Source organism: Xanthomonas sp. NCPPB 4467, from assembly GCF_041475665.2.
Taxonomy (GTDB): Bacteria; Pseudomonadota; Gammaproteobacteria; order Xanthomonadales; family Xanthomonadaceae; genus Xanthomonas; species Xanthomonas dyei.
On record NZ_CM191260.1, the window covers coordinates 2,055,870 to 2,068,550 of the forward strand.

The 12,681-nt window shown below is 65.1% G+C and carries 11 protein-coding genes; 8 read left to right on the top strand and 3 right to left on the bottom strand.

The features are described from left to right. The first annotated feature begins 44 nt into the window (after positions 1 to 44). On the top strand, positions 45 to 2,486 hold the full coding sequence (locus ACCQ06_RS09045; protein WP_228323497.1) for a S8 family peptidase: 2,442 nt from the start codon (positions 45 to 47) through the stop codon (positions 2,484 to 2,486). 139 nt (positions 2,487 to 2,625) lie between these two features. Here ACCQ06_RS09045 and smpB read toward each other — a convergent pair whose 3' ends face one another. After that, positions 2,626 to 3,129, bottom strand: a complete 504-nt coding sequence (smpB, locus tag ACCQ06_RS09050) for an SsrA-binding protein SmpB (protein ID WP_055844930.1) — start codon at positions 3,127 to 3,129, stop codon at positions 2,626 to 2,628. A 60-nt stretch (positions 3,130 to 3,189) separates the two neighbouring features. Here smpB and ACCQ06_RS09055 point away from each other — a divergent pair, with 60 nt between their 5' ends. Together ACCQ06_RS09055 and ACCQ06_RS09060 are read left to right on the top strand one after the other, a co-directional pair. Beyond that, on the top strand, positions 3,190 to 3,621 hold the full coding sequence (locus ACCQ06_RS09055) for a type II toxin-antitoxin system RatA family toxin (RefSeq protein WP_046963470.1): 432 nt from the start codon (positions 3,190 to 3,192) through the stop codon (positions 3,619 to 3,621). Positions 3,622 to 3,623: 2 nt separating this feature from the next. Then, complete coding sequence (locus ACCQ06_RS09060; protein ID WP_228323507.1) at positions 3,624 to 3,899, top strand: RnfH family protein; 276 nt, start codon at positions 3,624 to 3,626, stop codon at positions 3,897 to 3,899. 395 nt (positions 3,900 to 4,294) lie between these two features. Here the strand turns inward: ACCQ06_RS09060 and ACCQ06_RS09065 are convergent, their stop codons facing one another. Further along, positions 4,295 to 4,690 carry an outer membrane protein assembly factor BamE gene (locus ACCQ06_RS09065; protein ID WP_104613906.1) on the bottom strand — a complete coding sequence of 132 codons (396 nt, stop codon included), beginning with the start codon at positions 4,688 to 4,690 and terminating at the stop codon, positions 4,295 to 4,297. A gap of 104 nt (positions 4,691 to 4,794) precedes the next feature. On the opposite strand from ACCQ06_RS09065, the gene fur reads away from it, so the two are divergent. Next, positions 4,795 to 5,205: a ferric iron uptake transcriptional regulator gene (fur, locus tag ACCQ06_RS09070; RefSeq protein ID WP_005988392.1), complete on the top strand. Its 411-nt coding sequence runs from the start codon at positions 4,795 to 4,797 to the stop codon at positions 5,203 to 5,205. A gap of 143 nt (positions 5,206 to 5,348) precedes the next feature. On the opposite strand, the gene recN is transcribed toward fur, so the two are convergent. After that, a complete protein-coding gene (gene recN / locus ACCQ06_RS09075) occupies positions 5,349 to 7,013 on the bottom strand; it encodes a DNA repair protein RecN (RefSeq protein ID WP_104613905.1) in 1,665 nt (554 codons plus the stop codon). 140 nt (positions 7,014 to 7,153) lie between these two features. On the opposite strand from recN, the gene hrcA reads away from it, so the two are divergent. The 4 genes from hrcA (at position 7,154) to dnaJ (ending at position 12,160) form a co-directional block, all read left to right on the top strand. After that, complete coding sequence (gene hrcA, locus ACCQ06_RS09080) at positions 7,154 to 8,185, top strand: heat-inducible transcriptional repressor HrcA (protein ID WP_316692533.1); 1,032 nt, start codon at positions 7,154 to 7,156, stop codon at positions 8,183 to 8,185. Positions 8,186 to 8,284: 99 nt separating this feature from the next. Continuing rightward, positions 8,285 to 8,803 carry a nucleotide exchange factor GrpE gene (grpE, locus tag ACCQ06_RS09085; protein WP_104613903.1) on the top strand — a complete coding sequence of 173 codons (519 nt, stop codon included), beginning with the start codon at positions 8,285 to 8,287 and terminating at the stop codon, positions 8,801 to 8,803. A gap of 142 nt (positions 8,804 to 8,945) precedes the next feature. Then, positions 8,946 to 10,871: a molecular chaperone DnaK gene (gene dnaK / locus ACCQ06_RS09090; protein ID WP_005988399.1), complete on the top strand. Its 1,926-nt coding sequence runs from the start codon at positions 8,946 to 8,948 to the stop codon at positions 10,869 to 10,871. 161 nt (positions 10,872 to 11,032) lie between these two features. Then, positions 11,033 to 12,160 carry a molecular chaperone DnaJ gene (dnaJ, locus tag ACCQ06_RS09095; protein WP_316691834.1) on the top strand — a complete coding sequence of 376 codons (1,128 nt, stop codon included), beginning with the start codon at positions 11,033 to 11,035 and terminating at the stop codon, positions 12,158 to 12,160. Positions 12,161 to 12,681 lie beyond the last annotated feature (521 nt).

Below are 12,681 nucleotides of genomic sequence, written 5' to 3' on the forward strand. Positions count from 1 at the left end.
CAGTCCTACCGGACCGAACAGTCTGTAACCGAAGGAGCGAAGCGATGGCGACAGGTAAGCCCCCACGTCCACGTTCGACACGCGCAGCACCGCGCCCTACCACTGCCAAGCAGCCGGCACTGCCCCAACAAAAGCGCTCATCCCAGTCAGGCGCGCAAGCCGCCGCGGCAGCCCGCGTGCAGGGAAAGGCGCGCACCGTGATCTACATTCACGGCATCGGCAACAAGCCGCCCGCCGAAGTGTTGCGTTGTCAGTGGGACAAGGCGTTGTTCGGGCGTCCGATGGGTGAGCGCACCCGGCTGGCGTACTGGGTCAATCGCGAGCGGTATCCGGTGGCAGAGCCCGGCAATTGCGACGGGCGCGATGTGGGGCCGGCGCTCAATCAGAGTGTGCAGCGTGCATTGAGTACGCTCGGCTTGGTGCCGGGCGGGCAGGATCTGCACGTGCTCGCCGATGCATTGGCACAGAGCGATCAGGAGCGGACCGACCTGCATCGCTTGCTTGACGAACTGGAGACGGCGAGCGCACCCGGCAGCGTGCAGGCAAAGGGCCCGATCGATGCGATCAACCGCGTGCTGCTGCGGCTGATTTCTGCGGCGTTGCTGCAGGACGTGCACGACCTGTTCTTCGTGCCCGAGCGCGCGGCATCGATGCGCGACAGCCTGACCCAGCGGCTGCGTGCAGGCGGCGGGCCGTTCGTGGTGGTCGCGCATAGCCAGGGCTCGATGATCGCCTACGACGTGCTGCGGCAGCTTGAGGCGGCCGATTGCGAGGTTACGCTGTTCCTGACCCTGGGGTCGCCGCTCGGGTTGCCGCAGGTGCGCAGCATGTTCAAGCGCTGGACCGGCACCCGCAAGCTGCCGTTCCCCGCGTGCGTGCAGCAGTGGATCAATGTGGCCGAGACGCGCGACCCGATCGCGCTGGATCCGGATCTCACCGACGACATCGCCAACGCGAAGGGGCGTTTCGAGAACATTGCCGGTGCGCGGATCAATCCCGACTGGCAGCACAACGCGCATTCGGGATCGGGCTATCTGTCGATCCCGCAGGTACGCGCGGCGGTGCGTCAGGCGGTGGGTGTGGGCTTCGATCAGCCGGTGTCCAATGCGGTCTTGATCAAGGACCTCAGCGAGCAGCTCGAAGCGCACGGCGCCGAGCATCGGCATGAAGTCCTGATCGAGCTGGATCGGCGGCTCGCCGGCAACGATCCGGCCGGTGTGCGCGCGGTGCTGGTGCGCCATCTGCGCGAGGTCGCTGCGCGCAGCACCGGCCTTGAGGGCGACGCGCTGGATGAGGCGATCGAACTGGAGGATGGGTTGCAGCGTTTCGTGTCGGCACGGTTGACCCGCTTCGAAATCGAATCGTTGCAGAATCGCTACCGCGCGCTGGGGTTTCGCCGGGTGTGGCGCGATGCCGGCAAGCGCGCGCTGATTCACATCTCCGGCAACGTGCTGCATGCCGACGCAGCACGCAACGCCTATCGTGCGCGTGGGCAGCAGATCGGCTGGGCGGTACTTGATACCGGCATCGCCGCCAGTCACCCGCATTTTTTCGTCAAAGGCCAGCGTGACAATGTGGTGGCGCAATGGGATTGCACCCGGCGCGGTGCGCCCAAGCGATTGACGCGGGCAGACGGCGATGCGTTTGCCCGGCTCGATCGGCACGGCCACGGCACCCACATCGCCGGGATCATTGCCGGCCACTGCCAGGCGACGCTGCCGGATGCGCAGGGCAGGCCGGGCCCGCCGCTGGAATTTGCCGGCATGGCGCCGGACGCGCAGCTGTATGGCTTCAAGGTGCTGGACGACGCCGGCGATGGGCGCGATTCGTGGATGATCAAGGCCGTACAGCAGGTGGCTGCCATCAACGAGCGCGCAGGCGAGCTGGTCATCCATGGGGTGAATCTGAGCCTGGGCGGTTACTTCGACCCGGAAAGCTATGGCTGCGGCTTTACGCCGCTTTGCAACGAGTTGCGGCGGCTATGGCGGCAGGGTGTGCTGGTGGTGGTGGCTGCCGGCAACGAAGGGCTGGCCTGGTTGATGGGCAAGGATGGCGATGCCTATCCGGCCAACATGGATCTGTCGATCAGCGACCCGGGCAATCTGGAAGAAGCCATCGTGGTCGGCTCGGTGCATAAAAGCAGCCCGCACAATTACGGCGTGTCGTATTTTTCCTCGCGCGGGCCCACCGCCGACGGCCGCGGCAAGCCCGACGTGGTGGCGCCGGGCGAAAAGATCGTCTCGGCGTATTACGACTTCGACCCAAAAGATCCGGCCAGCCTGATGGTGGAAATGAGCGGCACCAGCATGGCCGCACCGCATGTCTCCGGCGTGCTGGCCGGCTTTCTGTCGGCACGCCGCGAGTTCATCGGCTTCCCGGACCGGGTCAAGCAATTGATGCTCGACACCTGCACCGATCTGGAACGCGACCGCTACGTGCAGGGCAGGGGAGTGCCGAATTTGATGCGGATGCTTGGCGCGACCTGAGGAATCGGGAGTGGGGAATCGGGAATCGTCAAAGCTGAGAGGCCGCGCACTGAGTCAGTTTGTGCTCTGGCAGAAGCTAAATTAAGCCCGAAGCAAGCAGCAGACCAGCTCTTGCGATTCCCCACTCCCGATTCCCGATTCACGCATCTCGGTTATGCCGCCGCATCACGCGCTGCTTGTCGCGCTGCCAGTCGCGGTCCTTGGCGGCGTCGCGCTTGTCGTGATTCTGCTTGCCCTTGGCGAGGGCGATTTCCAGCTTGACCTTGTTGCTGCTCCAGTACAGCGCGGTCGGCACCAGGGTGTAGCCTTCGCGCTCCACGCGGGTGAGCACCTTGTCGATTTCGCTCCGGTGCAGTAGCAACTTGCGGTCGCGGCGTTCCACCGGCACGGTGTGGGTGGAGGCCTGGATCAGCGGGGTGATTTGCGCGCCGATCAGGTAAATCTCGCCGGAGCGCACATACGCGTAGCCGTCGACGATGTTGGCGCGGCCGGCGCGGATCGCCTTGATCTCCCAGCCCTGCAGCGCCAGACCGGCTTCGTAGCGCTCTTCCAGGTGGTATTCGTGGCGCGCACGCTTGTTCAGCGCGATGGTTTTCGTGGCCTTCGCGCCGTTTGCTTTATCCTTGGATGGTTGCTTGCTCATGACGCCATTGTCGCCGATTCGGCGTCGTCAAACGATCTTCCGTCTTTCACAAGTTAGCGAATGCCTACCATCCGTCGCAGCGCCCTGGTCGAACACAGCGCCTCCCGCATGTTCGATCTGGTCAATGATGTCGCCGCCTATCCGCGCCGCTTCGGCTGGTGCGACGCTGCCCATGTGCTGGAGCAGGACGATGCGCATATCGTGGCGCGCCTGGACCTGGGCCTGGGCTCGTTCCGTACCTGGTTCACCACCGAGAACATGCTCGAGCGGCCCGAACGCATCGTGATGCATCTGCGCGATGGGCCGTTCAAGCGCCTGGAAGGCTTGTGGGAGTTTCAATCGCTGGGCGACAACGCGTGCAAGGTGAGTCTGACCCTGGAAGTGGAAACCAGCTCGCGCTTGCTGGGGCCGGCACTGGCGCTGGGATTTCAGGGCCTGGCCGATCGCATGGTCAACGATTTCGTGCGGGTCGCCGATCGCGGCGACGTGTGACCGTGCGGGTCGAAGTCGTCCTGGCCTGGCCGGATCGCTACAGCGCGGTCGTGCTGGATCTGCCGGAGGGCGCCACCGCCGCCGAGGCGGCAGCCGCATCCGGCCTCTGCCAGGACACCCCCCCCGCAGCGCTCGCCATCCACGGTGTCGTGGCGCGCCCGGATCAGGTGTTGCGCGCCGGCGACCGGGTCGAATTGCTCCGGCCGCTGCTGCTGGACCCGAAAGAGGCGCGCCGCCGTCGGGCTGCACCTGCGAACAAGGCCAATGCCGGTCGCTAAGGCGGCATCTGGCCGCATCGCCCGCCCGCACTGTTGGTGAGCGAACTCTTCCGGACAGTGCGCCATTGCGGCTTTTGCGTCGTGTGATTCGACCTCGCGTTGCAGTAGCTGCAGATATCGATGCCGAGGTGAGTGCGCAGAAGCGAGTTTCGAGAAAATCTAGATCTGCGTTGAGTCGGGCGGCTGCGCCGATAGTCGCGGCCGCAAAAGCATCGCCGCTGGCATTGGCGCGATCAGCCGGTCATGCGCTCTGCTCAGCCAGGGAAGCGCGCGGCAATCGGTAAATTGAAGCAGAACGTTCCAGCGAAGAAGGGCAAGCAAAAAGCCGGCATCAAGGCCGGCTTTCGAGTGCTTTTCGTGGTCAGGCGATCAGCTCATCGCTCTGACGCAGCGCATCAACGGCCGCGCTGTTTCTTCTTGTCGCGCGCCAGGTTGCGGCCGAACTGCTTGGGGGCCGACTTGGCCAACTGCTCGTCCTGCGACGGGAAGTAGTCGCCTTCCCAGCGCGCCACCTGATCGTTCTCGAAGAACACGGTGAAATTCTTGACTTCGGTGCGCGCCAGACGGTCGACGCGCTGGGTGGACGTATAGTCCCAACGTTGCGCATGGAACGGGTCCGGGATCGACGGAGTGCCCAGCAACGCGTTGACCTGCTGCTTGCTCTGGCCTACCTGCAGTTGCTCCACGGCATTCTGTTTAATCAGATTGCCCTGGTAGATCGGCTGCTTGTAGATGATGCCGCAGCCAGCGGTGGAGAGAGCAACGGCGGCGACCAGCAGGAGATTGCGCATCGGGGAATAAGTGCTGAGGAAATCACGCCGATGATACACTCCCGCCGGTCGCCGCGACCCGTTTGATGGCAGCTGGCGCTAAATCGCCAATGAACGGAGAACATATGGAAACCCACGACCTGCGCAAAGTCGGGCTCAAGGTGACCCATCCGCGGATGCGGATCCTGGAATTGCTCGAACAGAAGAGCAACCAGCACCACCTCAGCGCAGAAGACATCTATCGGCAGCTGCTCGATCATGGCGACGAGATCGGGCTGGCCACGGTGTATCGCGTGCTGACCCAGTTCGAGGCCGCCGGCCTGGTGCTCAAGCACAATTTCGAAGGCGGCCAGGCTGTGTACGAGCTCGACCGCGGCGGCCACCACGACCATATGGTCGATGTGGACACCGGCCACGTCATCGAATTCGAAAGCGAAGAGATCGAGGCGCTGCAGCGTCAGATTGCCGCCAAGCACGGCTACGAGCTGGAAGAACATTCGCTGGTGCTGTATGTGCGCAAGAAGCGTCCGCGCTGAGGACGCGCCACCGCGTGGGTGAGCAACAAGGCGGCTTCGGCCGCCTTGTGCGTTGTGCGATGCGGGGTGGAGAGGTTTACTGGGAGCCGCCAGCATAGGCTGCGATAACGCATCGACACCACAGCCTCCGCAATAGACCTCGATCAGGCGCTCTGCAATAGCTTGCGGGCTGCTGCGCGCGCTTCCTTGCTCACTTCCACACCGCCAAGCATGCGGGCCAGTTCTTCCTGGCGCGCCTGCGGGCCGAGCAGCTCGACCGCGCTCTGGGTCATGCCGTCCACCGGCGCCTTGCTGACCCGGTAGTGCGCGTGGCCCTTGGCCGCGACCTGCGGCAAGTGGGTCACGCACAGCACCTGACGCTCTTCGCCCAAGGCACGCAGCTTCTGGCCGACGATATCGGCCACCGCGCCGCCAATGCCGGAATCGACTTCGTCGAAGACCATGGTCGGCACGCTGTCCAGGCCGAGTGCGGCCACTTCGATCGCCAACGAAATTCGCGACAGCTCACCACCCGAGGCCACCTTGCGCAGGGCGCGCGGCGGCTGGCCGGCATTGGCGGCGACCAGGAATTCCACCCGCTCGGCGCCGTTGGGATCCGGCCGCGCACTGTCGTGCGGTTGCAGCTGGATCAGGAACTGCCCGCCGCCCATACCCAATTCGCCGATCAGCGTGGTGGTGGCCGCGGACAAGGCCTCGGCGGCGGTCTTGCGACTGTCGCTGAGCACGCCGGCCGCGCTGCGCCAGACGCCGGTGGCGGACTCGATGTGCTTGTCCAGCTGCTGCAGGCGCTCGTCGGCGCCGCGCAGGCTTTCCACTTCCAGGCTCATGCGCTCGCGGTGGGCGGCCAGCTCGTCCGGGGCGACACGGTGTTTGCGCGCCAGATCGTGCAGGCGGCCGAGACTGCGCTCCATCGCTTCGAACTGGGCCGGGTCGGCGTCCAGGTCGTCGCGCACGCGATCGAGCAGGGCCAGTGCTTCTTCGATCTGGATCACGGCGCTGTCCAGCAACGCGTCCACCTCGCCCAGGCGCGGCTCGTGCTCGGCGACGCGTGCCAGGTCGTGGCGGCTGTCCTGCAGCAGGCCCAGTGCCGACGCGCCGTCATCGCCGTTGAGCTGCTGGGCAACGCTGTCGCAGGCGCCGATCAATGCAGTGGCATGCGCCTGACGGCGGTGATTGACGTCCAGGGCCGCGATCGCGGCCGGGTCCAGGTCCTCGCGTTCCAGTTCGCCCAGTTGATGTTCGAGAAAACCGATGCGGTCGGACACATCGCCTTGCGCAGACAGCGCATCGCGCTCGTCCAGCAGCGCCTGCCAGCGCTGGCTGGCCTGGCGCACCTGCTCACGCTGGGCGCTGTTGCGGGCGTAGGCGTCGAGCAGGGCGAGCTGGCTGTGGCGAGCCATCAGGGCCTGGTGCTCGTGCTGGCCGTGGATTTCCACCAGCTTTGATGCCAGTTCGGCCAATTGCGAGGAGGTCACCGGGCGGCCGTTGATCCAGGCGCGCGAGCCGCCGTCGGCACGGATGATCCGGCGCAGCTGGCACTGCGCCTCGTCGTCCAGCTCGTTGTCGGCCAGCCAGCTCAGGCCCGGGTGTGCGGCCGGCAGCTGAAATTCCGCCGACAGTTCGGCGCGGTCGGCGCCATGGCGGACCACGCCGCTGTCGGCGCGCAGGCCGGACAAGAAGCCCAGCGCGTCCACCATCAGCGATTTGCCGGCGCCGGTTTCGCCCGACACCACGGTCATGCCCGGGCCGAACTCCAGTTCGGTGGCGCGGACAACGGCGAAATCCTTGATCGAGAGGTGTCTGAGCATGGGGGTCGAGTGTGAATGCGTTTGGGGAAGCTTAGGGCAGGAAGGGGCGGGCAGGGAGTCGGACGCTTGCCATCCCCGGGGCCAGACATTATCTATGCCCAGTCTCACCGGATGATCCCATGCGCGCGTCCCAGTCCCCAATGCTCGACCCCCGCGCCCGCCAGTTGCTGCGCACCTTGATCGCACGCTACATCCGCGATGGCGAGCCGGTGGGCTCGAAAACCCTTGCCCAGCATGCCGGGCTGGATGTGAGCCCGGCGACCATCCGCAATATTCTGGCCGATCTGGAGGACGTGGGGCTGCTCAGCTCCCCGCATACCTCGGCCGGGCGCATTCCCACCGCGCATGGCTACCGGGTGTTCGTCGACAGCCTGGTGCAGATGCAGCCGCCCGGCGAAGAAGAGGTGCGGCGCCTGCGCGCGGAGCTGGCCAGCGGCAATGGCACCCAGTCGCTGCTGGGCAGCGCCTCGCAGATGCTGTCGGCGATGAGTCACTTCGTGGGGGTGGTCAGCGCCCCGCGCCGGGAGCAGTTCGCGTTCCGGCATATCGATTTCGTGCCCCTGGATGCGCGGCGGGTGCTGGCGATCCTGGTGTTTGCCGACAACGAAGTGCAGAACCGGGTGATCGAGCCGCGCCGCGCCTACGAGCCGGCCGAGCTGGAGCGGGTGGCCAACTACCTCAATGCGCAGTTCGCCGGGCGCGCGCTGTCGGACATCCGCGCCTCGCTGCTGCGCGAACTGCGCGTGGCCAAGAACGAGATGGAGCAGTTGCTGGCGCACAGCGTGGACCTGGCCAGCGAGGCGCTGGTGCCGGCCGAGGCGGACGATATGGTGATGGCCGGGCAGACCCGGCTGATGGGCGTGCATGACCTGTCGGATCTGGACCGGCTGCGCGAGCTGTTCGAAGCCTTCGCCAGCAAGCGCGAGATCCTGCAGCTGCTCGAACGCACCATCCAGGCGCCGGGCGTACGGATCTTCATCGGCGAGGAGACCGGCATGGTGTCGCTGGAAGACGTCTCGCTGGTCACCGCACCGTATGCCGCCAATGGCCAGGTGCTGGGCGTGCTGGGGGTGATCGGGCCCAAACGTATGGCCTACGACCGCCTGATTCCGCTGGTGCAGACCGCAGCCCAGGTGCTGGGCGCGGCCATGGAGCCGCCCGGCACGCGATAACCAGCGGCAATCGAAGCCATCGTTTTGCTTGAAACGCGGCCGAGCGCCCACATACGGGGTGACGTTGGGGCGGGCGTTCCGCTTGCCCGGGAACTGCATATGAACCAAGACCACCCCGAATTCGACTCCGAAGACCTGTCCCAGAATCCACCCGAGACCGATCCGCTCAAGGCCGAGATCGAGTCGCTGCGCAGCGAGATCGCGTTGGTCAAGGCCGACGCCCTGCGCGAGCGCGCCGACCTGGAAAACCAGCGCAAGCGCATTGCGCGCGACGTCGAGAACGCGCGCAAGTTTGCCAACGAGAAGCTGTTGGGCGAGCTGCTGCCGGTGTTCGACAGTCTGGATGCCGGGCTCACTGCGGCCGGCGCCCAGCCCAGCCCGCTGCGCGATGGCCTGGACATGACCTACAAGCAATTGCTCAAGGTTGCCGCCGACAACGGCCTGACCCTGCTGGACCCGGTCGGCCAGCCGTTCAACCCCGACCAGCACCAGGCGATCAGCCAGGGCGAGGCCGAAGGCATTGCGCCGGGCCACGTCGTGCAGGTGTTCCAGAAGGGCTATCTGCTCAACGATCGCCTGTTGCGTCCGGCCCTGGTGGTCGTGGCCAAGCACGACTGATTGCCAGCGTCTGGCTGAACTGCCGGGCGCGCCGTTAGAACACAGATGCGCACGGATGGCTTGAACACCTGCGCGCCACCCCCACATCTCAGCCAGACCCGGCGTCGCCGGACACAGCTACAGAATCATCAGGAGCGTATCCATGGGCAAGATCATTGGTATTGACCTCGGCACCACGAACTCGTGCGTGTCGATCATGGACGGCGGCAAGGCCCGCGTCATCGAAAATTCCGAGGGCGACCGCACCACGCCGTCGATTGTCGCCTACACCAAGGACGGCGAAGTGCTGGTCGGTGCCTCGGCCAAGCGCCAGGCAGTGACCAACCCGAAGAACACCTTCTACGCGGTGAAGCGCCTGATCGGCCGCAAGTTCACCGACGCCGAAGTGCAGAAGGACATCTCGCACGTGCCGTACGGCATCCTGGCGCATGACAACGGCGACGCCTGGGTGCAGACCAGCGATGCCAAGCGCATGGCGCCGCAGGAAATCTCCGCACGCGTGCTGGAAAAGATGAAGAAGACCGCCGAAGACTTCCTCGGCGAGAAGGTCACCGAAGCGGTGATCACCGTGCCGGCGTACTTCAACGACAGCCAGCGTCAGGCCACCAAGGACGCCGGCCGCATCGCCGGTCTGGACGTCAAGCGCATCATCAACGAGCCGACCGCTGCGGCCCTGGCCTATGGCCTGGACAAGAACGGCGGCGATCGCAAGATTGCGGTGTACGACCTGGGCGGCGGTACCTTCGACGTGTCTATCATCGAAATCGCCGAAGTCGACGGCGAAAAGCAGTTCGAAGTGCTGGCCACCAACGGCGACACCTTCCTGGGCGGCGAAGACTTCGACAACCGCGTCATCGAATATCTGGTGGACGAGTTCAACAAGGATCAGGGCATCGATCTGCGCAAGGACCCGTTGGCGCTGCAGCGCCTGAAAGATGCGGCAGAACGCGCCAAGATCGAGCTGTCGACCAGCCAGCAGACCGAAGTGAATCTGCCCTACGTCACCGCCGATGCGTCGGGCCCCAAGCACCTCAACATCAAGTTGACCCGTGCCAAGCTCGAAGCGCTGGTGGAGGACCTGGTCAAGAAGTCGATCGAGCCGTGCCGCACCGCGTTGAACGACGCCGGCCTGCGCGCCAGCGACATCAACGAAGTGATCCTGGTCGGCGGTCAGACCCGCATGCCGAAGGTGCAGCAGGCGGTTGCCGATTTCTTCGGCAAGGAACCGCGCAAGGACGTCAACCCGGACGAAGCCGTGGCCGTGGGCGCTGCGATCCAGGGCGGCGTGCTGGCCGGTGACGTCAAGGACGTGCTGCTGCTGGACGTGACCCCGCTGTCGCTGGGTATCGAAACCATGGGCGGGGTGTTCACCAAGATCATCGAAAAGAACACCACCATCCCGACCAAGGCCTCGCAGACCTTCTCCACCGCCGAAGACAATCAGTCGGCCGTGACCGTGCACGTGCTGCAGGGTGAGCGCGAGCAGGCCCGCTTCAACAAGTCGCTGGCCAAGTTCGACCTGTCCGGCATCGAGCCGGCGCCGCGCGGCATGCCGCAGGTAGAGGTGTCCTTCGACATCGACGCCAACGGCATCCTGCACGTGTCGGCCAAGGACAAGAAGACCAACAAGGAACAGAAGGTCGAGATCAAGGCCGGTTCGGGCCTGTCGGACGAAGAGATCCAGCGCATGGTCGCCGACGCGGAAGCCAACCGCGAAGAAGACAAGAAGTTTCAGGAGCTGGTGCAGACCCGCAACCAGGCCGATGGTCTGATCCACGCCACCCGCACCGCGATCACCGAGCATGGCAGCAAGGTCGGCGGCGATGTGATCGGCAAGGTGGAAGCGGCGCTGGCGGATCTTGAGACCGCCATGAAGGGCGACGACAAGGCGCAGATCGAAGCGCGCAGCAAGACGCTGGAAGAAGCCGGCCAGTCGCTGTACGCAGCGGCCGCTGCGGCAGAGCAGGGCGGCAACGCCGATGCGGCCAGCGGCAATGCGCAGGCCTCCAAGGCCGCCGATGACGTGGTGGACGCCGAGTTCACCGAGGTCAAGGACGACAAGAAGTAAGCCGTGATTTGGGAGTCGGGCATGGGGAGGGCAGGCGCTAAAGCGCATGTCCCTCCCGCCCGATATCCTCTACGCGTCGCGTCGCCAAGGCGGACCAGCAGCATGCTGTCCGCCTTCGCGTTTCAAACGAATCACGAATCACGAACCACGAATCCCCGCTTATGAGCAAACGCGATTACTACGAAGTGCTGGGCGTTGCCCGCGGTGCCAGCGACGACGAGCTGAAGAAGGCCTATCGCCGTTGCGCCATGAAGCACCACCCGGATCGTAATCCGGGCGACGCTGCGTCCGAGGCGCTGTTCAAGGAGTGCAAGGAAGCCTATGAAGTGTTGTCGGACGGCAACAAGCGCCGCGCCTACGATGCGCATGGTCACGCGGCATTCGAGCACGGCATGGGTGGCGGTGGCGGGCCGGGCGGCCCGGACATGGGAGATATCTTTGGCGATATCTTCGGCAATATTTTTGGCGGTGGCGCCGCCGGTCCGCGCGCTGCGCGACGCGGCGCCGACGTCGGTTACGTACTGGAACTGGATCTGGAAGAAGCCGTCGCCGGCATCGAACGCCGCATCGAGATTCCGACCCTGATCGAATGCGAACCCTGCCACGGCAGCGGCTCGGAAGACGGCAAGGTCGAGACCTGCGCCACTTGCCATGGGCGCGGCCAGGTGCGCATCCAGCGCGGCATCTTTGCCATGCAGCAAAGCTGCCCGCACTGCGATGGCCGCGGCATGCTGATCCAGAACCCGTGCAAGACCTGCCATGGCGCCGGTCGCGTGGAAGAAGACAAGGTGCTGTCGATCAAGGTGCCGGCCGGCGTGGATACCGGCGACCGCATCCGGTTGGCAGGCGAAGGCGAGGCCGGCCCGGCCGGCACACCGCCGGGCGACCTGTATGTGGAAGTGCGCGTGCGCGAGCATGCGATCTTCCAGCGCGACGGCGACGACCTGCACTGCGAAGTGCCGATCCGCATTTCGCAGGCGGCGCTCGGCGACACCGTACGCGTTGCGACCCTGGGTGGCGAAGCGGAAATCCGTATCCCGGCAGAGACCCAGACCGGCAAGTTGTTCCGCCTGCGCGGCAAGGGCGTGCGTTCGGTGCGCAGCCGCAGCGAAGGCGATCTGTATTGCCGTGTCGTGGTCGAAACGCCGGTCAACCTGACCGCCGATCAGCGCGAGTTGCTGCAGCAGTTCGAGGCAACCTTCACCGGTGAGGATGCGCGCAAGCATTCGCCCAAGTCGGCCACCTTCATCGATGGCGTCAAGGGCTTCTGGGATCGCATGACGTCGTAAGCGACGTCATGGGCAGTGAGGGGGCGCAGCCGAACAAAGGGCGTGCCTGCTCCTGCCCGGAGCAGGCGTGGACATTGGTGAGGCGAATGAGGAGAAGACAGCTTTCCTTCGCTCGATCGAAAGCGCTCCTGCGGAGATATCCTTTTCTTGTCGCGAGAAGCGCTACACGAACGACATCCTTCCCGCTCGGAAGAACTGCCAGAAGAGCGTTCGAAACAAACTGCCGGAACGAAACAAACTGCCAGAAGCTTGCTCGCAGGAAAGTACCAGGCTCTCCCTCGCAAGAAAGTGCCAGAAGAACAACATCCTTCTCCCCTCGGGAGAAGGTGCCCGAAGGGCGGATGAGGGTGCGGCGTAACGATCGTCAACGCCTAAGAACGGCAACTTGGCCTTGCTCCGGTGCAGCCGGGCATCAATAGAGATATCCAAGTGATAACGCTTCGGGCTGACCTCCGTGCAGGCCTGCGCTTCACTCGCCTCGCGCGCGCAGTGCCCAGCACTCTCGATCGAATCACTGCGCG

What these genes read in the sequence shown, in the direction of transcription:
- ACCQ06_RS09045 (WP_228323497.1), top strand. Translation starts at nt 45, where the DNA reads ATGGCGACAGGTAAGCCCCCACGTCCACGTTCGACACGCGCAGCACCG.
- smpB (WP_055844930.1), bottom strand. Translation starts at nt 3,129, where the DNA reads ATGAGCAAGCAACCATCCAAGGATAAAGCAAACGGCGCGAAGGCCACG.
- ACCQ06_RS09055 (WP_046963470.1), top strand. Translation starts at nt 3,190, where the DNA reads ATGCCTACCATCCGTCGCAGCGCCCTGGTCGAACACAGCGCCTCCCGC.
- ACCQ06_RS09065 (WP_104613906.1), bottom strand. Translation starts at nt 4,690, where the DNA reads ATGCGCAATCTCCTGCTGGTCGCCGCCGTTGCTCTCTCCACCGCTGGC.
- fur (WP_005988392.1), top strand. Translation starts at nt 4,795, where the DNA reads ATGGAAACCCACGACCTGCGCAAAGTCGGGCTCAAGGTGACCCATCCG.
- recN (WP_104613905.1), bottom strand. Translation starts at nt 7,013, where the DNA reads ATGCTCAGACACCTCTCGATCAAGGATTTCGCCGTTGTCCGCGCCACC.
- hrcA (WP_316692533.1), top strand. Translation starts at nt 7,154, where the DNA reads ATGCTCGACCCCCGCGCCCGCCAGTTGCTGCGCACCTTGATCGCACGC.
- grpE (WP_104613903.1), top strand. Translation starts at nt 8,285, where the DNA reads ATGAACCAAGACCACCCCGAATTCGACTCCGAAGACCTGTCCCAGAAT.
- dnaK (WP_005988399.1), top strand. Translation starts at nt 8,946, where the DNA reads ATGGGCAAGATCATTGGTATTGACCTCGGCACCACGAACTCGTGCGTG.
- dnaJ (WP_316691834.1), top strand. Translation starts at nt 11,033, where the DNA reads ATGAGCAAACGCGATTACTACGAAGTGCTGGGCGTTGCCCGCGGTGCC.